We start from the raw sequence: 26,445 nt of genomic DNA, 5'->3' as shown, positions 1-26,445 counted from the left end.
AATGCCCGGCTCCGCTTAACCCGGGTCTTATACTCTGCGCCTCTTCGCGCCCAGGCCACCGAATGGTTGTCAGCGGCTCGCCCAGCAATAGACGATCACCCAGATGCCCAGGCCGGTGCCAGCTAGAACCACATCATTACGCGAGCCGCCGCTACCAGCGCCGCGCTGCCGCCAGAGCACCGGCAAGACAACCAGCTCAGTCCCCACAGGGACCGCCAATGATTAAACCGGCTTCGGGTGCAAACGGCTTAGTCATCCTCTTAGCTCTTGGCGACAATGACCGGGATGCCCATGACCTCAGGCACGTCCTAGTCGACTTACCACGCAGGGGCACGAGCAAGGCTGGTGCCAGAAAGGTGAAAAATACCGTAAAGGAGGGGATGCAGACATGCGCCAGGAGTAGGCAATACCGCACCAGATACATGCAGCTATGTATTTAAAAAATGGCAGCCTTCCTTGGCTACCCAACGTCCGGACTGAGCGCAGGTAAGAGGTGGAGCTCTCTACCTGCGCTCGTTAAGCGCGCCGGATCACGCGGTACGGCTTACGCCGAGAGAAATCGTCTTGGGAGGTTTGTTGCAGTAGTAGATACCCAGCAGAACCAGACCCCCGCCCACAATCATCAAAGGGGTGAGCTGCTCGCCCAGAATCACCACGCCCATCAGGACAGCAGACACCGGATTCAGGGCGATGAAGACACCCGACTGGGTAGCCCCGATCCGCTTGATGCCGTCGTAGTACCAGATATACGCCAATGCCGAGCCAATCACGCCCAGATAAGCCAGGCTGAAGCACTGAGCCTTGGTCAGGCTGGCAACAACGCTCCAGTTCAGATCACCCGTGCCGATCGACACACATAGCAGCAGTACCGTCCCGCACAACACCGAGAAGGTCACGGTATGCAGCGGGCCGATCTCGCGAACCAGAGGCCGCGAAAACACGCTGTAGATCACCCAGCTGACCACACAGCCAAAGATCACAAGATTACCCAACCAGCTACCGCCTGCGGCTTCAAGCACCGAGGCGTCTTTGCTGACGATGACCGTTGCGGCGCCCAGGATGCAGGCCGCAATGCCACCGGTCTTGACCAGCCCCAGCCGCTCGCGATCAACAAAGAAGGTCGTCAACGCAATCATGGCTGGATTCAGTGCCACAATCAGTGAGGCCTGTGAGGCGCTGATCAGGTGCAACCCGTAAAAAAAGCACAGGTTGTACGTGAAGATGCCAAAGAACCCGAGCCAGAAAAGATGAATCACCTGTTTCACGCTGAGCCTGACAAACAGGCGTCGGGTGACTGCCAGCACAAGCACCAGGGTGAGGCTGGCCAGCAGAAAGCGCAGGCCGGCAGATGCCAGCGGCGGCACCCCAGCCGACAGATAACGCCCGGCCACGAAGGTTCCACCCCAGATCACCGAGACCGCCGTCAGTTTCATATACACCAGGAGCTTGTCATCTGGCTGCGCCAGGGCTGTTGCGTCCGACATTCAAATCACCTTTGCCTACATCAACATCAGTCGCTCAAGCTCGGCTTGAGACTGTACGTGGGCCTTGCAGAAGTTCAGGGTCAGGTCGAGCAGCTTCCGTTGCGCACGACTGCCGCCCAGGCTCGTCCATTGATGTCGACTGGCGGCAAGAAGGTAGTAACACTCTTCGTAGTGGCCTCGGGCAAACAGGGCAATGGCCCTAATAATGTCCAGCCCGGCGAGATGCGTGTCAGGCTCGATACCAAAGCCGTCACTCTCGGCCATCATTTTCTCGATAAGCAGAGGCTGGTTGGCGCCGGCAAAGGCAAAGGCTGCGTGCATATTGTGAAAATGAGAGGTCGAGGTGGCGATGCTGCCAGACCAGAGAATGGCCAGCTCCTTCCAGACCTCATCGAACTCATGGCTGTTGACATCCTCAAGCTTGAAGCGCCAGAGAAAGCCCACCGCATCCAGATCCTGCTTGGAAAAGCGGTCGTTCTTGAGCGCATAGAACTCCAGAAACGCCATCTTTGCCGCCGCGTGATTGCCCAGCTGCTTGTAGGTAATCGCAAGATGCCAGTACACGTGCATACGCATGCCCGGGTTGCGAATCCACTCTTCCTTGGAGTCTTCCAGGAAGTCACGCAGCTCTACCCACATACCCTTTTCGTGCAAGGCATGAGCAACGGCGTGGATGCCGTAGATATTGGCGGAGCAGTACCGCACTGACTCCAGCCCCGTCGCCAGAGACTCATCGAATAGCCCGCATTCGCACAGCACGAATGACTTGATCGACAGGTAGAACGAGTACAGCGGATGCGATTCCTCCATGTACTCGTCACACAAGGCAAACAGCGGCTTCAACTCGGCGGTTCTGCCGGTGCAGAAGTCCAGCATGTGAATAAAGAAGAGCGCCTGCACATCCGTGGGATACGCGTGAAGGTGCGCCTGAAAGAGCGAGCGTGCCCCAACGTAGTCGAATTCGACCCATTTGCGAAAGGCGCGCACCACATTGACCAGCTCGGCAGGCATATCCTCCGAGATCGCATTGAGGTAACGGGCAAACTTGTAGATATCCTTGAGTTCGCAACCGGTAATGGCATCAAAGCCTTTGAGCAGCGAACGAAAGATGGCCTGGGTAGGCTCTTGGGCAATGACCGCCTCGGGCACGCCTTTGAGCGACAGGAACGGCACGTTGATTTCGGGCCATATGGACGAACAGCCGTCGGTTAGCAGACAGCCATTGAAACACCTGACATTAGCACTCATACCCGCCCCTCTATATCCCTATGCCGAGTAAGAAAAAGCTCTGGATAGCGTTAACCGGATAGCACCTGCTGTTGTCGCTCTTATCGTGCGTGGTGTCGGCTGCCGGTGCGTTACAGGGCAAGCCGTCGTTCTATCCAAAGCGCCTATAACCCCATCAGGCAGTGCGCAGGACATGTTGTCGTTGTGGGTAAGTCCTGAACGATGCGTATAATTCCACTAATCCTTACTCATAGAAAAATGAGTATTTACTCATGAGGCCAGCGAGGCGCCATGACCTTTACCCAGCTTGAAATCTTTGTGCTTGTGGCAGAGCTGAAAGGCTTCACTTCGGCAGCTTCGCGGCTGTCCATCACTCAGTCGGCGGTGTCCCATGCGATCAAGGCGCTAGAGGCCGAGCTGGGTGTCGAGCTGATCAACCGGCACCAGTCGGCCCTGGAGCTGACGGCAGTAGGTGAGCGCCTCGTACTACGTGCCCGTGGCATTCTCGGGCTGGCCGAAACGATGCGGCAGGAGGCCGGCGATGCGCGCGGCATGAAGCGAGGCACGCTGCGCATCGGCTCCTTCGGCCCGACCTCTTCGGTCAAACTGCTGCCTGTCATTCTGGATGCGTATCGCCAGGCCTATCCGGGCATCGAGGTGCATATCGACGAAGGTCGGGACCGGGAGGTGGTCCAGTGGCTGCAGGATCGTCGTATCGACATCGGCTTTGTCGTCCTGCCCGATGAGCGCTTCGACACCTTCCCCATCGCCGAAGATCAGATGGTCGCCCTGGTGCCCATTCACCACGCACTAGCCAGCAAAGCTGACGTCACGCTCAAGGAGCTTTGCCCCGATCCCTTCATCATGACCGAAGCAGGCTCTGCGCATCTGGTCGCTCATATGTTCAATGCCGCCAAGCTGGTCCCCAATACGCGCTACCACAGCACCCAGCTGCTCAGCACCTTGTCCATGGTCGAACGGGGCGATGGCGTGACCATCCTGGCGGAACTGGCGCTGCCGGCGGAACGCGGCCACGAGGGCTACGTGAAAAAGCCCCTGCGACCACGGGTCAAGCGCAGTGTCGGATTGGCCCTGCTCGATGAGCGCCAGGCGTCGCCCGCCACTCAGGCCTTTATCAAGATTGCCCAGAAACTCAAGCGCCAGGGCCTGCTTCGGTTTAATGCAGACGCCTGAACTGCCCTACAGGCATGCTCAAGTGTCTGTAGGCGTTCGATACAACCGCGCAGCGAATCACCATCACATTTTCGCGGCTCACCCTGAACCAAATGACATTTGGCGCCTCTGTTTGAGCCACTTACTTAACCGGCCCAGCCTAAAGGCGCTGGGATGCACAGTGACGCTCCGTGCACTGTGCCAAAATAGCTCATACCTCAGGATTGGAAGACCGTCATGGATACACTTTCGGATTTGCGAGCTGGCAAGCTGGCCGGCGCGACACGACTGGACCTGTCGTGCGGACTCACGGAATTTCCCCGCGAGATCTTCGAACTGGCCGACTCCCTGGAGATTCTCAACCTCTCCGGCAACCAGCTCAGCCACTTGCCGGATGATCTGGGACGGTTCAAGAAACTGCGTATCCTGTTCTGCTCCGACAACCCGTTCACGCATCTGCCCGAAGTGCTGAGTGAATGCCCTCAGCTGAGCATGGTGGGCTTCAAGGCCAATCAGATCCGCCATGTGCCGGCAGCAGCGCTGTCACCTTCGCTACGCTGGCTCATCCTGACGAACAACCAGATCGAAACCCTGCCCGACTCGCTGGGTCAGTGCAGCGGCATGCAAAAGCTCATGCTGGCAGGCAATCGCCTGCAGGCACTTCCAGAAACCATGATCGACTGTCATAAGCTGGAACTGCTCCGTATCTCCTCCAACCGCTTTGCCGCCCTGCCGGACTGGCTGTTGTCGCTGCCGCGGCTGACCTGGCTTGCCTACGCCGACAATCCTCTGAGCGAGGCACGCGAAGCGGCCAACGTTTCTCCCAGTGCACCCATCAACCGGATCGACTGGAAGGACCTTGCACTCCAGCACAAGCTGGGCGAAGGCGCCTCGGGCCTCATCTACCAGGCGGATTGGAAACAGCCTTCCGGCCCCTCAAAGACCGTGGCGGTCAAGCTGTTCAAGGGCAGCATGACCAGCGACGGTACACCGCAAAGCGAAATGGCTGCCTCGATTGCTGTAGGCGCTCACCCGAACGTGATCGACGTAGAGGGCAAGCTAGTCAACCATCCTGATGGTACGGATGGCCTCGTTATGCAATTGATTGATCCACACTTCCAGAACCTGGCCGGCCCGCCCAGCTTTGCTACCTGCACCCGTGACGTTTACCCTGCCGAGACACGCTTCTCACTGCGGGTAGCACTGCGTATGGCCCAAGGCATTGCCTCGGCCACCGAGCACCTGCATGAGCACGGTATCGTGCATGGCGACCTGTACGCTCACAATATCCTGTGGACTGAACAGGGCGAGGTGCTGCTAAGTGATTTTGGCGGCGCGTCCTTCCTACCCGCCGATAATCCGACGCAACAGAAGGCTTTGGAGCGCCTTGAAACCCGCGCGTTTGGTTGCCTGCTGGAAGAGCTGCTGGAACGCTGTGAGCCTGCCGCGGGCGAAGAAGCGACCCATGCGGCGCTGTCTGACCTGCTCGCGCGCTGCCTGAGCACACAAGTAATGTCCCGTCCAAGCCTGAGCGAGGTTCATGCGCAGCTGGCAGCACTCCAGCAGCACTGGAATTAAGCAGAGAAAAGCCCTTCCCCGGTCAGGCAGGAAGGGCTTTGTACACCGGTTGGCCTTTACAGCCGGAACTGCTGCGCCAATCCATTAAGCGATACCGCCAGTTGCGACAAGTCATTCGAAGCAGCTGCCGTTTGATGGGCGCCAGAGCCTGTCTGCATGGACAGATCGCGAATGCTGACCAGGCTGCGGTCCACTTCCCGCGCCACCTGTGCCTGCTCTTCAGAAGCCGTGGCGATCAGGAGGTTGCGCTCGTTGATCTCGGCAATGGAGCTGTTGATCGTGGTCAGCGCCTCGCCTGCCGCGCGGGCAATGTCCAGGGTTCCCTGAGCGCGGCTGCTGCTCTGGGCCATGGACTGCACGGCTTTGTCCGTACCCGCCTGAATCGAGCCGATCATGCTCTCGATTTCTCGGGTAGACTCCTGCGTCCGATGGGCCAAACCACGCACCTCATCGGCCACCACCGCAAACCCACGCCCGGCATCCCCCGCACGCGCCGCCTCGATGGCAGCATTGAGTGCCAGCAGGTTGGTCTGCTCTGCCACTCCGCGGATCACGTCCAGCACCTTGCTGATATCCTGTGTCATGACGGCCAGACCCTGAACCTCTCCAGCCGTCGCTTCCACGCTGTCGTACAGCTCGTTGATGGCCTCAAGCGTTTGGGACACCTTCAGCTGCCCGGTTGTGGCCGCCTGGCTGGAACTCAACGCCGCCTCGGACGCTGACGCCGCGTTGCGAGCGACCTCATCTACCGCGGCGCTCATCTGGTTGACCGCCGTAGCCGCCTGCTCGATTTCATCATTCTGGCGCATCACGCCACGGGTCGTTTCCTCAGTGACCGCGGACATCTCCTCGGAAGTCGACGCCAGCTGAGCGGACGAATCACTGATATGACCCAGTGTTTCACGCAGGTTCGACTGCATCACGGCCAATGCCTTGAGCAGACGGGCCGGTTCATCGTTACCATGGCTCTCAATCGCAACACTGAAATCCCGGTTGGCAATGCGCTGGGCAACCTGCAGGGACTGATGAATCGGTGCGACCAAGCTGTGCGTGAGTCGCCAGGCGAGCAGTACGGTAGCCAGCAACGCGGCCACTACGATGATGCCTGTCATCATCCGGGTGCTGCCATATACCTCATCGGCATGCAGCCCTGCATTGCTGGCCTTTACATCAGCTTCCTGTTTGAGCGTGGTGATAGCGTTCTTGACCGCCTCAGCGGCGGCAAACATCTCACCGCTGGAAAGCGCCACGGCCTCCGTCAGCTTGCCGTTGGTCAACAGATCCAGATAGCGCTGATGGATACTGAGGTAATCGCTCAGGCCTTTGGAGAGCGCATTGAACGTATCATGGCCTGCCTTGGTCACGATCACCTTGCCGAGTTGGTCGACGTAACCCAGCAGCTCCATACGGGCGATCTGGATATCCTTCAGGGCATCAGCCTTCTTGGATGCAGGATCGCTTTCCACACGCAGCCGGGAGTTATCCAGACGAATGCGCATCAGGGTCGTATCGATCTGGCCGAGCACCTTGAGCGTTGGCAGGACATTGAGTTCGACCATTTTTTCCGCTTCATTCATCGAAGCGGATTGCTTGAGTGAATAGACGCCTTGAAAGAGGATAAGCAAGGCAAAGAGCGCAAAACAGATCGCGGAGCGCGGCGCGATATTCAATGAACGAAAGCCCATAAAGCACCTGAAATAGATTGTTACTATTGGGCTTATCGCTGCATTTACGGGCAACTTTAATTACCCGGCTAGCCATTAGTCGGACAATCAACTACCACTTGAAACCAAACAATCTGCGAGGTGTGTTCCAGAGCACTTGCCGCCTTGCACCCGGACTTGGGATCAGATTCTCAATCAGCTTGAGGAGCAGTCCGTAATCAATCCGCTCCGGTGAATTTAGAAAAGGCCAGTCCGATCCCCACAGGCAGGCCTCGGGGCCGAAGGTTTCGAGAAGCGCATGAACGTAGGAATGGGTATCAACGTAGGGATAGGCCTCGGCGGAAAACTGCGAAAGCCCTGATAGCTTGACGTACACACGTCCAGTTCCTGCCAGCGACAGCAGGCTCTGGAATCCGGGTTGCGCGATGCCTGCCGCCACATCAGGTCTGCCACAATGATCAATGATGAGCCGGGTCCGGGTGCGCTCGATCAATGGCATCAGTTCGCTTAGCTGCGCCTTTTCGACGTGCAGCTGGGCCAGCATCTCCAGCTCAGCCAACTGATTGAATAGCTCTTCCGCTTTCAGGCAGGCCGACACACTATTCGTGACCACATCGAGCAGGACGCCTGCTACACCGGCCTCCTTGAGCCGCTTGAGCTCTCGGGTACTCGTGCGAGGCCCGACCACGGCAATGCCCTTCCAACGACCAAACCCCAGGGCAAGCCCATCGAGCAGGCAGCGGTTGTTCTCGCCATAAATGGCCGGTGGCGTGACTACAACGGCGTGACGTACGCCATAAGCATTGAAGACATGCTGGAGTTGCGTCGAGGTCCCTACTTCCTGAGCGACGGGGGTATACACAGCATTATCGGCAATGGGAAAACGGGCGGGTTCTAGCAGGTGGGTATGGCAGTCGATCTTATACTCGCCGTAAATGCTCACTGCGGCTCCTTTTCGGTGGCGTGGCGTGCGGTCTGATAAGTCAGGGGTGGAGGCAGGATAGTCTACCGGGAAGCATTACCCGTCAGGCCGGCCGTACTCGTATAGCTAAGACTGGCGAACCCTCAAGCGGTTCAGGACGGGAAGACGGTCATCGGATGATGACCTCTACCCGGCGATTGCGCAGCTCTGCCGTATTGGGCGGCGTTTGGATCAGCAGGTTCTCCTCGCCATGGGAGGCGACTGTCAGATCCAGCAAGTCGAGATGCCGGGCCTGCAACTGGCGGGCAATCAGCTGGGCACGCTGCAAACCCACCTTTTCATTGATCGAGGCACTGCCCAGGGTATCGGTATGCCCGATAATGGAGACGGCCGCAGGCGTGCGTTTACGCAGCGTATCGACAATGCGCTGCAGCGTGTCCTGTGACTCATCAGTGAGCCGGTTGCTGGCACCCTCAAAATACAGCGTGTAATACACCGGAAGCGTCGGCTGAGCTGCCAGCGCGGGGGTAAAGTCCATCAGGATCTGCTTGGGCGGCAGGGTAAAGGTCCGCCCCGGCGCCTCCTTGTCCAGGCTGACAGCCTGCTGGGTTCTGTCGATCTGGGTCGTGCCTGTGGGCGTCGTGACCGTGACATCTCGCGTCTGGCCATAAGGGCTATCCACCAGCACTACATAGGACTTGGAACTACACCCTGCCAGCCACACGGCCAACAACAACCACACAGCTTGGCGAAACGCTTTACTCATGGTCAACCTTGGCCATGAACTGGGCGCTGCGCGAGGCAATGGTTCCGTGAGGCGTGAGAATCTCGACCGCCTCGGGCTTGAGCCTGGCAATGCTCCCTGCCACGTAATTCAATGTGCCTTGCTTGAGTCTTGCAGCCAGCTTCAAGGCCCCCTTGGCTGGAGCAAACGCAAAGGCCTCGAGCGTGAACGTCGATTGCGGCCCGAACGACATGACAGACCCGTCCTCAAGTGTAATCCCGAAGGAGCCGTCGTCTCCGGCCTCGAAGGTGCTACCCACGTTCACCGGTGTGCCCACCTTGATCGCGACAGGCTTTCCCTTGAGAGTGGTGGTCACGCTGCCCTGTACGGTCATGACATAACCTACCGGCCTGGGCGCGCCGTGGGCAGGCCATGCCGCCAAAAAGCCCGAAAGGCAGAGAGCGAGCCACGCATTCTTATTCATGAGCGTTGACCTTGAAGTCCGTATCGCACCACGCCTGGCCTTGGCGTCCTTTCTCTGCTCCGTTTCCCTGAGCGTTCCGTGCAATCGCTGTATACATACCGATAACCGTTACGTTAGTTCAAAACGTGCGGGCCATCGGACTAAAAATGCGATGCAGTCCAAACTGCCAGATACTGCCCCTCCTCCAGTGCCCGACAGGTATTACAGGTTGTGCAGCAGCTGCCAGAGCGAGACGCCAATGCCCGTAATGCTTTCCCCTGCAATCAGGCCTGCTGCCGCTGCAATGGCAAACCGTTCGGTCAGTCCGCGCCAGCGCAGTCCGGCAGTCCAGGTCAGGATTGCGCCCAGGGCCATCATCAAGGAGATCGAAGCCGGCAGAATAAACGCCAACCCCAGCGCCGCGGCACTGGGCAGGTAACGCGCCAGCCGATCCTTGGCACAGGCATCCAATACGCCCAGGGCCACGCCTGCAACGGCAGCTATCAGCATGGCCCACTGAATGCTGGCAGAAAGTGAGTCCAGGCCCGAGGTCAGCGTCTGCGCTACGGCCTTCCAGGTCGCCACGGCCGGAGCAGGCCATTCCTGCGTGAGCAACATGGTTTGCGGATCTGGAATAAGCGTCTGGTAGACCAGCACCCCGACCACACTGCCTATCGCAATCCCTAGGCATTGAGCGATCACCTGCTTGGAGGGAGTCGCCCCGATGGCATGGCCTACCTTGAAGTCATTCATCAAGTCCGTGCATTGTCCGGCTGCGCCACCGGCCGTGTTGGCACTCATCAGGTTGATAGGCACCTGCCCCGGCGCCACGATGCCAAAGCTCAGCTGCGACAGCTGCCCGATGGCACCGATTGGAGGAATGCCGGTTGCTCCCACGACACGTGCAGCCACAGCTGCCAGGCACAGCGCCAGCGGAATGGTCAGCAAGGCCATGAACCAATCAATGCCAAACAGGGCCGCCTGTAGCACGATGATCAATCCGATGGCTAACGCCAGACCTGCCAGCGGGCCGGGTTTTGGCCGCTGCCAGACAGTGGAGGTCTCTGCCGAACGGGATTTCCCCAACGTTCTTACCTGCAGTACACGCAAGGCTAGAGACGACAAGGTCGAAGTCACCATGATCGTCACCCCAGGCCACACCAGCCATTCCACCAGCGTTGCGAACTGCGGCCCCTCGCTGCCAGGCGCAAGCTCTACCAACCCGTGCGCCAGCAGCCACGGCGCTATGCCACCCCAGGCCAGGGCCGCGCCCAGAAGAAGCGTCAACCCGACGCGCAGCCCGATAATGCCGCCAAAACCGACCAGTAGCAGCGACGGATCGAAGGTAAAGGTCAGTCGCTCCAAATGCGCCGTGGGCGACCAGCGAGGAAAGGTCCAGTAAAACGTATCGACAGCCTTGACCAGTCCAGAGAACACGGCCGTTCCAAACAGCACCCACAGGCGCCGCATGGCTTCCTGTCCGTGGGTATAGATATGGGTCATGGTTTCCAGCGTGGCCATGCCTTCAGGAAACTTGAGATTGCCATCGGTAATCAGTGATGGCCTTAAATACCAGGCGATCCATATGCCCAGAAAGCTGACCGAAAAGACCCAGGCCATCATCGGAACGGCATCCAGCTGCTCGCCGGTCAGCAGTGTGTAGGCTGGAATCGGCGCTACCAGTCCACCTGAAATAATGGACGCCGCCGCCGAGGCGACGGTCTGGTTGATATTGCTCTCATGCAATGTCCAGGCAGGCCAGTGCCGGTTACGGACCAGCAGCCCCTGCCAGAAGCCAAAGCCCACCAGCAGCGCGATGATCGACATGTTGAATGACCAGCCGATCTTGAGCCCGGCATAGACATTGGAGGGAGTTAGCACGATGCCTAACACCAGGCCGGTCAAGACAGCACGCAGGCTCAGCTCGCGCTCTACCTTCATGGGCACTCCCCGGCAGGCGCTGCTCGCTGATCGATGCATAAAAAGGAGCTATCAACAGGAGGAAAATTCGAAGCAATCACACCAGATCCTTATTGTATTGGGTGGGGTGTGCAGCACTTTGTCCCTCGGAATCGCCAAAGCGCTCAAAACAACGACCATGAAAAACCTATCAAGGTCCCTGCCCGCTCCCAAATTGGCCGTCACGGGCACCTTGTATATGGATTGCTCACTTAAATTATCCTGTTCAAGGCAAGATCCGTGCTTTTCGCTGGTCTTTACCGCGGCTCGCCTGATCTTTAGAATACGTGAGAACGGTTCTCATTTTTCCATTTGCGGAAATGTTCATGACGACGGGCGAAATAAAGGCAGCTCCTGGGTTGAACGTGCTGTACCGCGACCACGGCGACTGGCTGACAGGCTGGCTGCGCAGGCAGACAGGGTGTAGCCAGCGGGCTGAAGACCTGCGGCAGGACACCTTCGTACGGCTGCTGACCAGGCCTGAACTGCCTGCCATGCGCGAACCGCGGGCTTTTCTGACCCAGATTGCCAAAGGCCTCCTGATTGATCATTACCGCCGCGCCAGCCTTGAGCGCAGCTATCTTGAGGCCCTGTCCACACTGGCAGACGAGCATTACCCCTCCGCTGAAGCCCTGGCTTCGATTACCGAGGCCTTGGCGGAGCTTGATCGCCTGCTCGGCAAACTTTCCAGCAAGGCTCGAGCGGCCTTTCTATATAATCGCCTCGACGGCTTGACCCACTCTGAAATTGCCGAGCGCCTGGGCGTATCGGTTCCACGGGTTCGCCAATATATTGCTCAAGGGCTACGGCAATGCTATGTGGCCCTCTACGGGGAACCTGTGTGAATGTAAGACCTGTGAGCCGTCAGGTTCTGGATCAGGCGATAGACTGGCAAGTACGTCTGGAAATGGGAGAAACCAGCCAGGAGCAGCTAAACGCCCTGCAGACCTGGCTTGCCGAGCATGCTGAACACCGCCGTGCCTGGGAGCAGCTGAACGGCATCAATCAGCGTCTGCGCATTGCAGAACAACCCGCTGCGCGAAATGCCCTGTTGCAGCCCTCTGCCAACGGGCGGCGGCGCCTGGGTCGCAGCACGTTAGTCATTGCCCTTGCGGGCCTTCTGAGCCTTATTGCGGTAAACCGTCATATCCCGGTGCGTTACGCCCTGGCTGACAACGTAACCGCCACGGGAGAACAGCGCACGCTGATGCTGCCTGATCACACCCGCATCGTGCTGGCGGGTCGTAGTGCCTTGAATGTTCGCTTCGATGAGCAGGAGCGCCGGGTAATTCTCCTGGCAGGAGAAGCCTTTATCGAAACCGGGCACGACACCGCCAGTCGTCCGTTTATCGTGGAAACCCAGGCCGGACGAATGCGGGCGCTGGGTACGCGTTTTCTCGTGGAAGAGGAATCACGCGGCTCGCGTTTGACGGTCCTGCAATCGGCTGTGGCGGCACAGCCGCGCTTTGGCCTTGGCGAGGCGGTCATTCCTCAAGGCGAGCAGGTCCTCATGATGGCGGACCGGCTGGATGAGCTCAAAGATGCACCAGCCAATGCCGACGCCTGGACTCACGGCATGCTGGTGGTCGATAACCAACCCCTGAGCGATGTCGTGGCGGCATTGAGTCACGAGCGCACCGGACTCATCACCCTTGATCCGGCCATTGCCACGTTACGGGTAACGGGCACCTTTCCTCTGCACGATGCTGACCAGGCTCTGCGTGCCCTCGCCCTCAATACACCGATACGAATCGAGCAACACACGCGCTGGTGGCTAGCCGTCAAACCCCGTTAACCAACGGGGTTTCAGCACAACACCCTCGTTTACTGCGTTTTTCTATCTCCGTTATTCAAAAATATTCCAAGACAGCTCTATCACTTTGCCATTCTCATTCGGCAATGAAACGAATTCGCATTCGCCTCTTGGAGAGAGCCATGTCGTCGCTTTTCCGTCCTTCCTTGCTTGCCGCTGCACTTGTCTTAGGTCATGTCACGTTAGTCCACGCCCAGACGACCACCGCTGAGCGCACCTACCAACTCCCCGCTGCGCCTCTGACCAGCACGCTGAACCGTATCGCCAGCGAAGCGGGTCTGACCCTGAGCCTTGACCCTTCGGTGGCCTCCGGGCGTACGTCGAATCCGGTCAACGGCCGCTACGCAGCGACCGAGGCCCTGCGCGAGGCCCTGCAGGGAACCGGGCTTGAGCTGACCGAACGCGAACCCGGCGTCTACACCGTACGCGTATTGCCAGCACCGGGCGACACCTTGAGCATGGCATCAACCACCATTACCGCCGGTGAGCTGGAAAATGCCTGGGGCCCTGCTGAAGGCTATGTGGCAACCCGCTCTGCTTCCGGCACCAAGACCGATACGCCAATTCTGGAAACGGCTCGCTCCATGTCGGTTGCCACCCGCGAGCAGATGCGCGACCGCGCCGTGCATAACATTGATGATGCCGTACGTTATATGCCTGGCATCGTAGCCAGCAGCTACGGCAGTGATACCCGGGCCGACTGGCTGCGGGTACGGGGCTTTGAGCCGACCCGATTCCTGGACGGGCTGCGCCTGCCGGACGGCGTCTATGTCGATCCCAAGCCTGAAACCTGGAACCTTGAACGCCTGACCCTCCTGCGCGGCCCCGCGTCCTCCATCTATGGGCAGACGCCGCCCGGTGGCCTAATAGACATGGTCAGTTTGCGTCCCCAGGCTGAAACCAGTCATGAAGTGCGTGCCGAAGTTGGCAGTGACAACCATCGCCAGATCAATTTCGACACCACCGGTGCGTTCGATGAAAACGCCACCGTGCTTTATCGCGTGAGCGGCGTGGTACGTGACAGCGACACGCAGATCGATCACATCGAAAACAAGCGCTACAACATCGCACCCAGCCTGACCTGGAATATCGATGACGACACGCACCTGACATTCCTGTCGCAGTACACGCGCGACGATACAGGCGCGACTAGCCAGTTCCTACCTCTTCAAGGCACCAAGATTGATGGCCCGTGGGGCAAGGTTTCTCACCACAAGAATCTGGGCGATCCGGATTGGGAATACTATGACCGCACCTATTACTCGCTAGGCTACGCGTTCGATCATCGTATCAACGATGTGTGGCAGTTCCGTCAGAATGCGCGATATACCAAGAGCGACCTGTCATTCCAGACGATTACAGTGGGAGGATACAACGGTGCTGTTAGTGAAGATGGTACGGTTCAAAGAAACACTAACATTGTAGATGAAGATATTAGCCAATTCGCGATAGATAATAACTTCCAGGGTGACTTCAAGACCGGAGCGTTACAACACACCCTTCTTCTAGGCTTGGACTATCAGCGTTCGAATAACAACTATCAGTATTTCTTTGGCCAGGCGCCTACTTCAAATATACATAGTCCTGTATATGGCCAGTACTTTGACCCAGCACAAGCAAGTCAATATACGCTTTATGACTATGACCAAAAAATCCACCAGACCGGTGCCTATATCCAAGATCAGATCGCACTCGGTAAGTGGCGGCTTACCCTTGGTGGACGCAAGGACTGGGTTACTACGGACACTGAGTTTTACAATAAGACAGGCCACCCCAGGGATCACGACACAGCCTTTACCGGAAACGCATCCCTAGGCTATGTCTTCGATTCTGGCCTTGCTCCTTATGTTTCCTATTCAGAGTCCTTCCAGCCCACTACTGGGGCGGATGTGAGTGCCACACAAGCGTTTAAACCTACAAAAGGAAAACAGTACGAAGTAGGGGTGAAGTATCAGCCCCCAGGCTCGGCTACTTTATTGACCGCTGCGGTATATGACCTGACACAAAAAAATGTCTCGGTTACAAATCAGGTGAATGGCGTTTCAGTTGCGAGCCAGACAGGTGAAGTCAGCGTCCGTGGCGTAGAGCTTGAAGCAACGTCAAGCGTCACTCAGAACCTTAAGATGATCGCCTCTTACTCCTACACCGATACGGAGGTTCAGGATGGACAGTACAAAGGCAACCGCCTGCAGCTCATCCCTGAACACCAAGCCTCGCTCTGGGCCGACTACACATGGCATACAGGCGTACTAGACGGCTTCGGTATTGGTGCAGGTGTCCGCTACGTAGGTGATACCTATGGCGACCAAGCCAATACCTGGCTGGGCCATGCTGGCTCCTACACCCTATATGACGCTGCCGCACACTACGATCTAGGCCGCCTCGATAGCCGTCTGAAGGGCGCTTCCGTAGGCGTGAATGCCACCAACCTGTTCAACAAGGACTATATTTCTACCTGTGATGGTTATTACTGCTACTACGGTGACCAGCGTAGCGTGATCGCCAACGTTACCTACAAGTGGTAATCGCGTAATGTTGTGACAAAGCCGGTGCCAGGCCGGCTTTATGTCCATCAGAAAGGGACCTGATGATTCGACACTAGTAGCATTGAGCATGCATAAGGCTTGCATAACAACCCATGCATCGCGGACGATCGCGGTTCAGCTTTTGTTAAGCTTTGATGAAGAGAGTGCGTGATGTCGATGATCCTCTATCACACCCCCGCATCCCCGTTCGGCCGCAAGGTCGTCGTGATGCTGCACGAGACCGACCTGATCGAGCAGGTTGAGCTGGAGATCGTCCAGCAGACGCCCCTCAATCCCAATCGTGATGTCATCGATGCCAACCCGTCAGGCAAGATTCCGGCGCTGCGCCTGGAAGATGGCACTACCCTGCATGACAGCCGCGTCATTCTGGATTACCTGGATACGCTGCATCAGCACACCCCCATGATTCCTCGGCGGGGCCCCGAGCGCTGGCGGCGAATGACACTGGCCTCCCTGGCCGATGCCATGACCGAATCGGCCGTACAGATCCGCTACGAGACTTTCATGCGGCCACCGGGCATGCAGTGGAAGCTCTGGCTAGATAACCAGCATGAGAAGATTGCCCGTTCGCTGGATTATTTTGAGCAGACGGCATTGCCCGAGCTTGAAGGCCACTTCGATATGGCCTGCATTGGACTGGCCTGCCTGCTGGGCTATCTGGACCTGCGTGTATCCAACTGGCACTGGCGCGGTGAGTATCCCAAGCTGGCGGCCTGGTACACCGAGGCGGATCAGCGTCCCTCGATGCAGGCAACCCGCCCCGAGGCACGCTAATCGTTTCCAGGCGCCAGCCCTGGCTGGCGCCTCCCAGCCTTAGCAGCGAGGCGACCCGGACACGTATTTTTCCCTGGGATCAACCGCGGCATCCAGCTTGCGCAAGGCCTTGGCTCCAATCAGCAGCGGATAGCGGAAGTGACTGCGGTCCGTCAGATTGACCTCGATGGTACGGGACACATCGCCTACACAGACTTCCATCTCGATGACCGGGCGTTGTGCACTGGACGGCGTATCATCATCACCGTCTTCATCGCCCTCATCCGAGCGGCTTTTGATCTTGCTGATTCGCGCCAGACGGTGCTCGAATACCGTATCGTCCGCCTTCTCCGTCGCCAGACGGAAGCTGACCCACTGGTCTCCGTCACGCTCGAACGTCTTGATGTCTTTGGCCGACAGCGAGGCGGTCCAGGCCCCGGTATCCATCTTGGCCGGCAAGGATACACCCAGCTCAGGTAGACGGAATGTCTCGTAGCGGCCGTAGAGCGTCGGCTCGGCCGTCGCTAGCACAGGCAGGCTCAAAAGGCCCAGCAGGGATAAAAAACGTTTCACTCAATCACTCCGGCAGGATCACGGATAGAAGTCTCCCGCGCCAAGGCCGCTATGTCCACAACGTACTGAGATTATCGAATCCCCAAGCCTCGGGCGACTCACGTCCAATGATGCGGTCGTAGCCTTTCAGGCGTGGCAAATCGATCACTTCATGCCCGATCGGCTTCTTGTGCCTTGCGTCATAAAAGACCTTTACGGTCGGTGTCAGCAGTGACTTGGGGTTCTGCTCCACCACCACCGCAAGGCGCTCGCTTTCCAGCTTTACCAGCGAGCCGACCGGGTAAATGCCGACCGCTTTGACAAATGCCTGAAAGACATGCGGATCGAAGTGCCCTTTCCATTCAGCCATTCGTTTGACGGACTCGGCCGGGTCCCAGCCTCTTTTGTAAGGGCGATCCGACGTTACCGCGTCATACACATCACATACCGTGGCGATGCGGGACATCAGGCTGATCTGCTCACCGGACAGCTTATCCGGATAACCACTGCCATCGTATTTCTCATGATGATGCAGGCAGACATCGATGGCTGTCTCATCAGCTTGCCACGCTGTGAGAATGCGCTCACCGGCCTTCGGATGGCCCTGCATGATGATGAACTCTTCATCCGTCAGCTTGCCCGGCTTGTTGAGCACTTCCAGCGGCATCGTCATCTTGCCAACATCATGGAGCAAACCAGCCAGACCTGCCTGTCGCGCTGCAGCCTCACCCAGGCCAAGCGTTCGAGTAACGGCAATCATCAGCGCCGACACGGCCACCGAATGCAGATAAGTATATTCGTCCGAGGTCTTGAGTCGCGCCAAGCTGATCAAGGCATTGGGATGGCGCAGCACCGAATTGGAGATTTCCTCGACCAGGCTGGCAGCATCGCTCACCTCGATGACCTGTCCCATTCGCGCATCTTCCAGCATGCCTTTAACGGCTGTCTTGGCGCTATCGCAGAGCACCTTGGCCCGCTCTATTTCTTCAGCCATCTCGACCTGAATGGCAACCCCGGCCCCATGCGCCTCCAGGGAGCAACCAACATGAGCCGGATCTACATCAGCCCCTTTGCTAACATCGATCCACAACCCGTCGATGTCGCTGTCCAGAATACGCTGCAACTCATTCGGCGAGCGAATGACGAAGTGCCCCTTCCAGAAGGGATGATCCACCCATGGTGCGCAAAATTCGCTCACATACATGCCCAGGCGGGCCTGCGAAACCGGAATACGCTTAAGCATAATGAACAATTACAGCCGTTATCAGTGTCCTAGATAATCCATAGACGCCATTGCTGCCTAAGCGGCCCGGTAGAGGCTCAGAATGTTTATGGCGCTAACGAAAAGAATAGTACTCAGGGAGACTTCATGCGTCATCTGATCGTCGGACTGACTAGCGGCATTTTGCTCTTGATCAATACCCTCATTTTGATTGGCCCCTTGATGCTGGTTGCGCTGCTCAAGCTGCTCTGCCCTTACAAGCCGTGGCGCGACGCCTGCTCGCGCGGGGTCATGACCATCGCCGAGACCTGGGCAGAAATCGACAAGGTCATCTTCGCGCTCTGCACCCCTACAGTCTGGGACATACGCGGTGCCGAGAACCTGCGTAAGGACCGCTCTTACCTGATCATCTCCAACCACCAATCCTGGGTCGATATTCCAGCTCTCGTGCAAACCTTCAATCGTCGGTCGCCCTACTTCAAATTCTTCCTGAAGAAGGAGCTGATCTGGGTCCCCTTCCTTGGACTGGCATTCTGGGCACTCGACTACCCGTTCATGAAGCGCTATTCGAAGGCCACGCTGGAAAAGCGCCCGGAACTCAAAGGGATCGACCTGGAAATCACGCGTAGGGCCTGCGAGAAATTTCGCGATCAGCCCGTTACGGTCGTGAATTACCTGGAGGGCACGCGGTTCACGCCAGCCAAACATGCCCAGCAGCAATCACCCTACCATCATCTACTCAAACCCAAGGCAGGTGGAATTGCCTTTGTACTAGCTTCACTGGGTAAGCAGCTCGATGCCATTCTGGATGTCACGATTCTCTATCCCGAAGGAAAACCGCCCGGCTTCTGGGCTTTGCTCAGTGGCCAGGTCAAGCGCGTCATTGTAGATATCCGCACTCTTCCTCTGGAGCCTTCACTGTGTGAGGGGGACTACCAGAATGATTCCGTTTTTCGTGAGCAAGTCCAGCAATGGGTCGGCGCATTATGGGCCGAGAAAGATCGGCGGATCGAGGCGCTGCAAAAAGAAATGCGCCAGGAATAATCCTGGCGCATCGGGAGGAACCGTACACAGGCACGGATCGAAATCCGCGCCCGGGCAGGTTTACTGCTTGGCGGCCTTGACCGTTACCGCCTTGATGTCGGCCTTCGACAGCGGGTTGCTGGTCGAATTGGACAGTTCCTGGCGATACGGGTTGGTCAGGCTGGACGTCAGGCGGATATCGTTGGATGCCGCACCCACCGAGATCTTGAACGTATCAGCATCCACAACCCAGTTGTTGGTGGCTTCATTGAAGTAGGCCAACGAACGGTCGTTGAGCTGCAACGTGACACGCTTGGTCTCACCCGGATTTAGGAACACCTTGCCAAAGCCCTTGAGCTCCTTGACCGGACGCGCTACCTGCGGCTTGTTCTGACCAATATAGAGCTGAGCGACTTCAGCACCCGCGCGCTGCCCTGTGTTGGTCACATCGAAGGACACCTTGATAGGCGCGTTACCCACTACCACCTTGGGCGTTACCTTGATGTTGGAATACTTGAAGCTGGTGTAGGACAGGCCATAACCGAACGGATACAGCGGCTTGATACCGCTCATCTCGTAGCCACGGTAGCCTACGTACAGACCTTCGCTGTAGGCCATACGGGTAATCTTGCCGGTGTTGTCGAACTCGGGGAAACCGGCATAGACGGGGTTATCCTGCAGTTTCTTCTCAATGCTGAACGGCATTTTCGCGGACGGGTTGACTACCCCGTACAGGATTTCCGCCAGTGCCTGGCCACCGTACTGACCAGGATAGAAGGCATGCAGTGCGCCATCGACCTGATCCACCCAGTCGGTCATGTTCAGACCGGTGCCGCCATGCATAACAACCACAGTTTTCGGGTTGACCTTGGCAACGTTCTGGATCAACTGGCTCTGGTATTCAGGCAGATCAAAGCCGTGGTCGAAACCTTCGCCTTCATACTCATTGCTGTTACCCACAGCCATAACGACCGCATCGTACTTGGACAGGTCCTGCGGAGCAGCCAGCGAGGCCCAGCTCATCTGCACGCCCACCATGCCGCCCATGGTTGAGATATAACCCTTGCGACGGGAGTACTCGAGCTTGATGTCGTAGGACTTGCCCGCTTCCAGATTGACCTTGCCGTATACCGGAATGGTCGGCGGAATGCTGTTGTTGGGCAGCGGATTGCCATCGCCATTGTCGATGATCTTCTGACCATTCACATACAGACGCACAGCGCCATCCGCACGAACCTTGAAGATCTGCTCGCCGGAGATGGTCGGCGTTACCGATCCGCTCCAGCGAACAGACGTATTCTGATCGTCGCCGGTAACGGGATAATTCGCGCCGTTGGTGGTATTGGAAACATAGTCCACTGTTGTGGTCTTGTTGCCATTGGCCCAGTCCAGGTTCACATGCTGATCGATACGGGTGTCAGAAGGGGTACCGGACCAGTTGGCATTATTGAAGAACTCAGCCTTCAAACCTTTTTCGGTATTGCCGGAGGCATCGGTGGTCGTCCATTCGGCCGCATTCGGGTCCAGGGACAGCGAGTCGATGAAGTCGACCTTGGCGTTACCAGCTACTTGCTTCAAGCCACTCAACTCACTGACGAAATTGCGTGCATCGACATTGGCACTACCGAAACCGGTAGGCGGCGCATACTTGGCCAAGTTGCCAATGACCGCAATGGACTTGACCTTGTCGCTGGACAGCGGCAACAACTGATCCTTATTCTTCAGCAGAACGATACCTTCACGAGCACCTTCCAGGGCTGCCTGCTGGCTACTGGCACTGTCCATGTCCTTGGACGCGGCAGGAATGGCCTGGTCGAAGCGGTACGCATAAATCTGACGCAGGATACGGCGAACCTTGTCATTGATGGTCTCGGTCGAGAGCTTTCCTGCCTGGATATAGGGCGTCAGGATGGTGCTATTCATCTGATAGCCCATCATGTCCAGATCGGTACCGGCATCAGCTGCTAGATAGCCATGAACGACAGCGTTGTAGTCGCTCTGCATGAGACCTTTCCAGCCCCATTCCTTCTTGAGCACGCCGGTGATCAGATGCTGGTGCTCACAGCTGTAAACGCCATTGATCAACTGGAACGCGCACATCATCATCGCAACGTTGCCGTTCTTGGCAGCCGACTCGAAGGCGGGCAGGTACATTTCGCGCAAGGTACGCTCGCCGATCCGCTCGTCCAGTGTAAAGCGGTTGGTTTCCTGATCGTTCGCTACAAAGTGCTTGGCATTGGCCCAGACGCCCTGGGACTGGATACCGTTGATGACCGCAGGCGCCATCACAGCGCCCAAATAAGGATCTTCGCCGGAAAGGTATTCGAATGCACGGCCGCTATAGGGCGAGCGGTACAGGTTGGCACCCGGACCTGTTACGAACTGATAGCCACCGGCACGTGTGTCGTAGCCCAGTGCTTCACCGAAGGACTTGGCTCGGTCGACGTTCCAGGTAGCCGCAAGGTTGGGACCCGCCGGGTAAACGATACCCTGGTTGTTGTCCTGACTGGTGTAGCGGATACCCACACCACCGTCTGCACCATGAATCTGGGGCAGACCAAATTTATCCAGCCCCTTGACATCCCAAGGGCCCGTTCCGCCAATCAGTGAAAGCTTCTCGGAAAGGGACATCTGCCCCAGCGTGCTCTCGACCTTCTTTTCAACCTGGGCAGGGTTTGCCTGGGTTACCGCATATGCTTGACCAACTGCCAGAGCCAAAGCCGTAAGCACAGCTCCCTGTAGCTTCATATTTCCCATTATTAATTAAGTCCTGCTTTTAAGTTAATAAAAACGAGTCACTTCGATATTGCCGAATATCAAGTTTTACTGACTTAACAGCGTCCCGCGTCCTGCGACAAATAACCTCAATACAATCAATTAAAGTTATTTGTACAAGTTGAGATTTTTTTGTTATGGGAGCAAACGAGAACAAAAGATAGCAAAATGATGGCAACAGAAAATCGCGTAAACGCGCGAAAAACCCGAAAAGATTAAGGCAAAAAAGGCGAAAAATTGTCAAATGAAACGGTTTAGCAAGTAGCAAACCATTTCTCTAATTTAACTTGAACTTTTACCGTTAAGCGATGTCTGGCCAAACTCTTGGCTTTAATCTATCGATTAGAACTTAGTCAAGAATCGAAAATTTAGAGTTGATTTTTTCTTTCAGAAGAAATTAGCTAAATATATCTACCTAACTCAGGCAGATATTTATCCGAAGAGTGAGAGCGTAATGAAAAAGTTTATTTCCAGCCTATGCCTGGTAGCAGGTTTTGCTGTAACAGGATGCGCCCTGGCGGCTGAAGACTCAGCCACTGCCACTCAAGCGTCCGGCACCTCCAACGGCCTGATGCAACAGGAGCACAACAGCAAGGCCGCCCAGAAAGCCAAACAGGAGCAGGACACCAAAGGTGGTCGTCCTGACGGCGTGTCCAACCCGAACGCCCTGAGCACCAAATAAGCACTGCTCAGCGTTCAAGCGCCTGCCGTTAAATGAGGCAGGCGCTTTCGGCCAACTCCAGCTTCGAGACTTGCGAATACAACGACATTGGCTGACCAAGCGCTCAGGTTCTATTCAGAGCGGCTTGGATGCTCGCTAATATCCCCTTCCGTTGACATGTCCTTCTGAGACAAAACCGACGAAGCGCCTCTTGCCCTTTTGTCAGCCTTTATTCAGCTAAAAACAGGTAATAGAAGTAACTTTGCAGCTAAAAAGCGATTTGGCTCACAGCCAATTTCGGTGGGTTACAGCAGCAAACACGTATTATTAAGCGTCCATCTGTACACTAAGTGTTCATTTAACGGTGCGATTATCATCCGTTAGGCTTTGTTTTCTCGTTTAGCCAACGCCCACTGCTTTCTACGCTACCGCCTATAACCATGAACCTACCCCAACCCGCTTCGTCGACCACGGCTGAACGCAGCCCTTCCAAGAGCGCTTCGCTGCCCTCGGTGCCTATGAACGAGCCACCGCTCACGTCTGTGGATTCTCACAAGCCGGGTGACGATGCTGTATGCGAATGGCTGGTCAGCCAGGGAAAGTTCAAGCCTGGCGATTTGGAGCGGGCCCGCCGTCTTCACGAAACCTCCTCTGGAGAAAGCTTCAGCCATCTGCTGCTGCGCCTGGGCATGGTATCCGAGCGAGACATGGCGCATGCGTGGGCATCACTACTGGACGTTCCGCTGGTTTTGGAAAGCGATGCGCCAGAAATCCTGGAAGACCCGCTCGACGTCTCCACACGCTTTCTAAAACAGCATCAGATCGTGCCGCTGGGGCAGGACAGTAACGGTCAGATCCATCTATTGGTGGCCAATCCCGCCGAGCGTTATGCCATCGAGGCGCTTGAGTACGCCTGTGGCCGCGCGGCTCGGCTGTCGATAGGACTTCGCAGTGACATCGAAAACCTGATCGAACGTTATTACGGTCAAGGCCGCTCGGCCATGGGTACCATCGTGGAAAACCTCGACGCCCAGGCCAATTCGGAAGACGACATCGAGCACTTGAAGGACCTGGCCTCAGAGGCACCCGTGATTCGCCTGGTGAATCTGATTATCCAGCGCGCTGTAGAAAACCGCGCCTCGGATATCCACATTGAGCCTTTTGAAAATCGGCTCAAGGTACGTTATCGCATCGATGGCGTACTGCATGAGTCCGAAGCGCCGCCTTCCAGCTCAACGGCAGCGGTGATCTCACGCGTCAAGATCATGGCCAAGCTCGACATTGCCGAGCGCCGTCTCCCCCAGGATGGCCGCATCATGTTGCGTATCCAGGGCAAGGAGCTGGACCTGCGGGTATCCACTGTTCCGACCAGTTTTGGCGAGTCGGTGGTAATGCGTCTGCTCGATCGCGAATCGGTGAGTTTCGATTTTGATACCCTGGGCTTTGCCGGCAAGTCACTGGACAACTTCCTGAGCGTGCTGGAGCGACCCCACGGTATTCTGCTGGTCACCGGCCCTACTGGTTCGGGTAAGACCACCACGCTGTATACCGCGCTGTCGCGCCTGAACACCGCCGAGCGCAAGATCATTACCGTAGAAGACCCGGTCGAATACCAGATCGAGGGCATCAATCAGATCCAGGTAAAGCCGTCCATTGGCCTGGATTTCGCCGGCGCCCTGCGCTCCATCGTGCGCCAGGACCCGGATGTCATCATGATCGGTGAAATGCGCGACCTGGAAACCTGCCGTATCGCCATTCAGTCTTCCCTGACCGGTCACCTGGTGCTTTCGACACTGCATACCAACAGTGCGGCGGGCAGCATCACGCGTCTTTTGGACATGGGGGTGGAAGACTATCTGCTAGCTTCTACAATCAATGGCATTCTGGCCCAGCGCCTGGTGCGCCGCCTGGATCCAGCGTTGTCAGAAGCCTATGAGCCGCTTCCGGAAGTTATCAGGGAATATGAACTCGAAAAATACACGGATGAACGCCCGATCCGTCTGTACAGGCCACGTCGCGACTTGCCACCCAATGAGGGCTACCGTGGTCGTAGTGCCATCAGCGAACTGCTGGTCATGAGCGATACGCTCCGCAGCCTGCTCATGCAGCGCGCCGATGCCGCGACACTGGAACAGGCCGCTCGCGCAGAAGGCATGTATACCCTGTACGAAGACGGGCTGCGCCAGGCGCTGGCAGGTACGACTACCTTGGAAGAGGTCCTGCGTGTGACGAGCGGAGACTGAGCATGGCCCAGTTTCGCTATCGCGCACTGGATGCGGCCGGTGAGTCCGTTACCGGCCATCTGGAAGCCGCAGGCCAGGATGAAGCTGTCAGCCAGTTGCAGGATCGTGGACTTCTGGTCCTGCAGGTCACGCCCACGCAAGGCAATGCTTCGCAGGGTTGGCGTGCTTGGTTCAATCGAGACCCGTTAAGCGGGGCCGGACTTGCCCAGTTTACCCAGCAGCTGGCCACGCTCCTGGGTGCAGGGCAGCCGCTCGATCGCGCCTTGAATATTTTGCTCAGCCAGCCAACGGAAGATAAATCCCGCCGACTGATCGAGCGCATCCGTGAGCGCGTCAAGGGCGGCAAGCCGCTTTCCGCCGCGCTCTCCGAAGAAGGCGGGCAATTTTCGCAGCTCTATATCAGCATGGTCCGTGCAGGCGAAGCCGGTGGCTCGCTGGAGGAAACCCTGGCGCAGCTCGCTCAATACCTCGAGCGCTCGCAGGCCTTGCGTGGCGAAGTGATCAACGCCCTGATCTACCCCGCCTTCCTGGTCGTTGGTGTGCTCGGTTCACTGGCCTTGCTGATGGCGTATGTCGTACCCCAGTTTGTGCCAATCTTCGCTGATTTAGGCGTTCCTGTACCGTTCATGACCCAGTCCGTACTCTGGATGGGCCAGTTTCTTTCGCAATATGGCCTATTGCTGCTGGCGGTTCTGGTTGCGCTCATCTGGTTCACCGGCGCCCGCCTTCGTGATCCGGAACGCCGCATCCGCTGGGATCGCCGGATGCTGAGCATTCGGATGATGGGCCCCCTTGTACAGCGGCTGGAGACCGCGCGGCTGGCCAGAACACTCGGCACCCTGCTGACTAATGGCGTTCCACTGCTGACTGCGCTGTCGATTGGCCGCCAGGTCTGCTCAAACCATGCCTTGCAGGGCGCCGTTTCGCAGGCAGCCGACCAGGTTAAGGACGGCGGCTCACTGGCCGCTGCGCTCAGCACCAGCAAGCTGCTGCCACAGCTATCACTGCAAATGATTCAGGTCGGCGAAGAATCCGGCCAGCTCGATACCATGCTGATCAAAGTCGCCGACGTCTTTGATGCCGAAGCCAAACGTGGTATCGATCGACTCCTTGCGGCATTGGTACCCAGCCTGACCATCGTCATGGCCGTACTTGTGGCCTTCATCATGTTGGCCATCATGCTCCCGCTGATGAGCCTCACCAGTAACATCTAACCGTAACGAGCCTTGTTTATGACTAGAAAAATGCGCTCCCTCCCCCACCGCAGCGGCGGTTTTACCCTGCTTGAAATGCTGGCTGTTATCGTACTGCTTGGTATCGTGGCCACCATTGTGGTCCGCCAGGTCGGTGGTAACGTCGATAAAGGCAAGTACGGCGCTGGCAAGGCTCAGCTGGCCAGCCTGAGCATGAAGATCGAAAACTATGCCCTGGATGTCGGCGCACCGCCCAAGAATCTGCAACAACTCACTACCAAGCCAGCCAACGCTCGTAACTGGAATGGCCCTTATGCCAAGCCCTCGGACTTGCAGGACCCGTTCGGCCATGAGTTCGGCTATCGCTCGCCCGGTCAGCACGGTTCGTTTGACCTGATCTTTTATGGTCAGGACGGACAGCCAGGCGGCGAAGGCTACAGCGCCGACGTTGGCAACTGGGAATAAAGAGT

General features: G+C 57.2%; 22 protein-coding genes. 11 read left to right on the top strand and 11 right to left on the bottom strand.

Translation table 11 applies throughout. The features are described 5' to 3' along the window. Nucleotides 1-69 precede the first annotated feature (69 nt). The 3 genes from EAW52_RS25840 to EAW52_RS03500 form a co-directional block, all read right to left on the bottom strand. Complete coding sequence (locus EAW52_RS25840; RefSeq protein WP_162997579.1) at nucleotides 70-207, bottom strand: hypothetical protein; 138 nt, start codon at nucleotides 205-207, stop codon at nucleotides 70-72. A 323-nt stretch (nucleotides 208-530) separates the two neighbouring features. Then, nucleotides 531-1,484, bottom strand: a complete 954-nt coding sequence (locus tag EAW52_RS03505; RefSeq protein WP_122041426.1) for a DMT family transporter — start codon at nucleotides 1,482-1,484, stop codon at nucleotides 531-533. A 15-nt stretch (nucleotides 1,485-1,499) separates the two neighbouring features. Next, the gene (locus EAW52_RS03500) at nucleotides 1,500-2,732 is read right to left on the bottom strand and encodes a tetratricopeptide repeat protein (RefSeq protein ID WP_122041425.1); all 1,233 of its coding nucleotides are present in this window, start codon (nucleotides 2,730-2,732) and stop codon (nucleotides 1,500-1,502) included. Between the two features lie 270 nt (nucleotides 2,733-3,002). On the opposite strand from EAW52_RS03500, the gene EAW52_RS03495 reads away from it, so the two are divergent. Both EAW52_RS03495 and EAW52_RS03490 read left to right on the top strand, forming a co-directional pair. After that, nucleotides 3,003-3,905: a LysR family transcriptional regulator gene (locus EAW52_RS03495; protein WP_010796055.1), complete on the top strand. Its 903-nt coding sequence runs from the start codon at nucleotides 3,003-3,005 to the stop codon at nucleotides 3,903-3,905. Between the two features lie 216 nt (nucleotides 3,906-4,121). Further along, nucleotides 4,122-5,462 (top strand): leucine-rich repeat-containing protein kinase family protein, encoded by a 1,341-nt coding sequence (locus EAW52_RS03490; RefSeq protein WP_122041424.1) that lies wholly within the window; start codon nucleotides 4,122-4,124, stop codon nucleotides 5,460-5,462. 56 nt (nucleotides 5,463-5,518) lie between these two features. Here EAW52_RS03490 and EAW52_RS03485 read toward each other — a convergent pair whose 3' ends face one another. From EAW52_RS03485 to EAW52_RS03465, 5 genes are all read right to left on the bottom strand, one after another. Further along, on the bottom strand, nucleotides 5,519-7,147 hold the full coding sequence (locus EAW52_RS03485; protein ID WP_122041423.1) for a methyl-accepting chemotaxis protein: 1,629 nt from the start codon (nucleotides 7,145-7,147) through the stop codon (nucleotides 5,519-5,521). A gap of 91 nt (nucleotides 7,148-7,238) precedes the next feature. Further along, nucleotides 7,239-8,069, bottom strand: a complete 831-nt coding sequence (locus EAW52_RS03480; protein WP_122041422.1) for an amidohydrolase — start codon at nucleotides 8,067-8,069, stop codon at nucleotides 7,239-7,241. Between the two features lie 148 nt (nucleotides 8,070-8,217). After that, nucleotides 8,218-8,814: an OmpA family protein gene (locus EAW52_RS03475; RefSeq protein WP_074827007.1), complete on the bottom strand. Its 597-nt coding sequence runs from the start codon at nucleotides 8,812-8,814 to the stop codon at nucleotides 8,218-8,220. Further along, a complete protein-coding gene (locus tag EAW52_RS03470) occupies nucleotides 8,807-9,256 on the bottom strand; it encodes a FecR domain-containing protein (protein ID WP_122041421.1) in 450 nt (149 codons plus the stop codon). Before EAW52_RS03470 ends, EAW52_RS03475 begins: the two co-directional genes overlap by 8 nt. 201 nt (nucleotides 9,257-9,457) lie before the next feature. After that, entirely contained in the window at nucleotides 9,458-11,176 is a 1,719-nt protein-coding gene (locus EAW52_RS03465) for an OPT family oligopeptide transporter (protein ID WP_122041420.1), read from the bottom strand. Nucleotides 11,177-11,520: 344 nt separating this feature from the next. Between EAW52_RS03465 and EAW52_RS03460 the strand changes: the two genes are divergently transcribed. From EAW52_RS03460 to EAW52_RS03445, 4 genes are all read left to right on the top strand, one after another. Further along, nucleotides 11,521-12,039, top strand: a complete 519-nt coding sequence (locus tag EAW52_RS03460) for a sigma-70 family RNA polymerase sigma factor (protein ID WP_122041419.1) — start codon at nucleotides 11,521-11,523, stop codon at nucleotides 12,037-12,039. Further along, nucleotides 12,036-12,989, top strand: a complete 954-nt coding sequence (locus tag EAW52_RS03455; RefSeq protein ID WP_122041418.1) for a FecR family protein — start codon at nucleotides 12,036-12,038, stop codon at nucleotides 12,987-12,989. Before EAW52_RS03460 ends, EAW52_RS03455 begins: the two co-directional genes overlap by 4 nt. 128 nt (nucleotides 12,990-13,117) lie before the next feature. Then, nucleotides 13,118-15,532, top strand: coding sequence for a TonB-dependent siderophore receptor (locus EAW52_RS03450; RefSeq protein ID WP_122044709.1), 2,415 nt, complete (start codon nucleotides 13,118-13,120; stop codon nucleotides 15,530-15,532). 171 nt (nucleotides 15,533-15,703) lie between these two features. Continuing rightward, entirely contained in the window at nucleotides 15,704-16,327 is a 624-nt protein-coding gene (locus tag EAW52_RS03445; RefSeq protein WP_122041417.1) for a glutathione S-transferase, read from the top strand. 39 nt (nucleotides 16,328-16,366) lie between these two features. On the opposite strand, the gene EAW52_RS03440 is transcribed toward EAW52_RS03445, so the two are convergent. Together EAW52_RS03440 and EAW52_RS03435 are read right to left on the bottom strand one after the other, a co-directional pair. Continuing rightward, complete coding sequence (locus tag EAW52_RS03440) at nucleotides 16,367-16,879, bottom strand: ATP-dependent zinc protease (RefSeq protein WP_122041416.1); 513 nt, start codon at nucleotides 16,877-16,879, stop codon at nucleotides 16,367-16,369. Nucleotides 16,880-16,928: 49 nt separating this feature from the next. Then, nucleotides 16,929-18,101, bottom strand: a complete 1,173-nt coding sequence (locus EAW52_RS03435) for an HD-GYP domain-containing protein (protein WP_122041415.1) — start codon at nucleotides 18,099-18,101, stop codon at nucleotides 16,929-16,931. 126 nt (nucleotides 18,102-18,227) lie between these two features. Here EAW52_RS03435 and EAW52_RS03430 point away from each other — a divergent pair, with 126 nt between their 5' ends. Continuing rightward, nucleotides 18,228-19,124: an acyltransferase gene (locus tag EAW52_RS03430; RefSeq protein WP_074827022.1), complete on the top strand. Its 897-nt coding sequence runs from the start codon at nucleotides 18,228-18,230 to the stop codon at nucleotides 19,122-19,124. A gap of 60 nt (nucleotides 19,125-19,184) precedes the next feature. Here EAW52_RS03430 and EAW52_RS03425 read toward each other — a convergent pair whose 3' ends face one another. Continuing rightward, entirely contained in the window at nucleotides 19,185-21,860 is a 2,676-nt protein-coding gene (locus EAW52_RS03425) for a glycoside hydrolase family 3 protein (RefSeq protein WP_122041414.1), read from the bottom strand. Nucleotides 21,861-22,332: 472 nt separating this feature from the next. On the opposite strand from EAW52_RS03425, the gene EAW52_RS03420 reads away from it, so the two are divergent. From EAW52_RS03420 to gspG, 4 genes are all read left to right on the top strand, one after another. After that, a complete protein-coding gene (locus EAW52_RS03420) occupies nucleotides 22,333-22,560 on the top strand; it encodes a hypothetical protein (RefSeq protein ID WP_019367344.1) in 228 nt (75 codons plus the stop codon). A 482-nt stretch (nucleotides 22,561-23,042) separates the two neighbouring features. After that, nucleotides 23,043-24,782, top strand: a complete 1,740-nt coding sequence (gene gspE, locus EAW52_RS03415; protein ID WP_372238901.1) for a type II secretion system ATPase GspE — start codon at nucleotides 23,043-23,045, stop codon at nucleotides 24,780-24,782. Between the two features lie 2 nt (nucleotides 24,783-24,784). Then, on the top strand, nucleotides 24,785-25,996 hold the full coding sequence (gene gspF / locus EAW52_RS03410) for a type II secretion system inner membrane protein GspF (RefSeq protein WP_122041412.1): 1,212 nt from the start codon (nucleotides 24,785-24,787) through the stop codon (nucleotides 25,994-25,996). Nucleotides 25,997-26,014: 18 nt separating this feature from the next. Further along, entirely contained in the window at nucleotides 26,015-26,440 is a 426-nt protein-coding gene (gspG, locus tag EAW52_RS03405) for a type II secretion system major pseudopilin GspG (protein ID WP_122041411.1), read from the top strand. Nucleotides 26,441-26,445: the final 5 nt, after the last annotated feature.

The sequence above is a fragment of the Pseudomonas sp. LTJR-52 genome (assembly GCF_003691465.1).
Classification (GTDB): Bacteria; Pseudomonadota; Gammaproteobacteria; order Pseudomonadales; family Pseudomonadaceae; genus Chryseomonas; species Chryseomonas luteola.
The sequence above is the reverse complement of the archived record's forward strand: the minus strand, read 5'-3'. Positions and strand labels throughout refer to the sequence as shown.

Excerpts from the sequence above, each read along its gene's own strand:
- EAW52_RS03460 (WP_122041419.1), top strand. The coding sequence starts at position 11,521 with ATGACGACGGGCGAAATAAAGGCAGCTCCTGGGTTGAACGTGCTGTAC.
- EAW52_RS03505 (WP_122041426.1), bottom strand. The coding sequence starts at position 1,484 with ATGTCGGACGCAACAGCCCTGGCGCAGCCAGATGACAAGCTCCTGGTG.
- EAW52_RS03430 (WP_074827022.1), top strand. The coding sequence starts at position 18,228 with ATGCGTCATCTGATCGTCGGACTGACTAGCGGCATTTTGCTCTTGATC.
- EAW52_RS03435 (WP_122041415.1), bottom strand. The coding sequence starts at position 18,101 with ATGCTTAAGCGTATTCCGGTTTCGCAGGCCCGCCTGGGCATGTATGTG.
- EAW52_RS03470 (WP_122041421.1), bottom strand. The coding sequence starts at position 9,256 with ATGAATAAGAATGCGTGGCTCGCTCTCTGCCTTTCGGGCTTTTTGGCG.
- gspF (WP_122041412.1), top strand. The coding sequence starts at position 24,785 with ATGGCCCAGTTTCGCTATCGCGCACTGGATGCGGCCGGTGAGTCCGTT.
- EAW52_RS03465 (WP_122041420.1), bottom strand. The coding sequence starts at position 11,176 with ATGAAGGTAGAGCGCGAGCTGAGCCTGCGTGCTGTCTTGACCGGCCTG.
- EAW52_RS03420 (WP_019367344.1), top strand. The coding sequence starts at position 22,333 with ATGAAAAAGTTTATTTCCAGCCTATGCCTGGTAGCAGGTTTTGCTGTA.
- EAW52_RS03500 (WP_122041425.1), bottom strand. The coding sequence starts at position 2,732 with ATGAGTGCTAATGTCAGGTGTTTCAATGGCTGTCTGCTAACCGACGGC.
- EAW52_RS03445 (WP_122041417.1), top strand. The coding sequence starts at position 15,704 with ATGTCGATGATCCTCTATCACACCCCCGCATCCCCGTTCGGCCGCAAG.
- EAW52_RS03490 (WP_122041424.1), top strand. The coding sequence starts at position 4,122 with ATGGATACACTTTCGGATTTGCGAGCTGGCAAGCTGGCCGGCGCGACA.
- EAW52_RS03495 (WP_010796055.1), top strand. The coding sequence starts at position 3,003 with ATGACCTTTACCCAGCTTGAAATCTTTGTGCTTGTGGCAGAGCTGAAA.
- EAW52_RS03425 (WP_122041414.1), bottom strand. The coding sequence starts at position 21,860 with ATGGGAAATATGAAGCTACAGGGAGCTGTGCTTACGGCTTTGGCTCTG.
- gspG (WP_122041411.1), top strand. The coding sequence starts at position 26,015 with ATGACTAGAAAAATGCGCTCCCTCCCCCACCGCAGCGGCGGTTTTACC.
- EAW52_RS03475 (WP_074827007.1), bottom strand. The coding sequence starts at position 8,814 with ATGAGTAAAGCGTTTCGCCAAGCTGTGTGGTTGTTGTTGGCCGTGTGG.
- EAW52_RS03485 (WP_122041423.1), bottom strand. The coding sequence starts at position 7,147 with ATGGGCTTTCGTTCATTGAATATCGCGCCGCGCTCCGCGATCTGTTTT.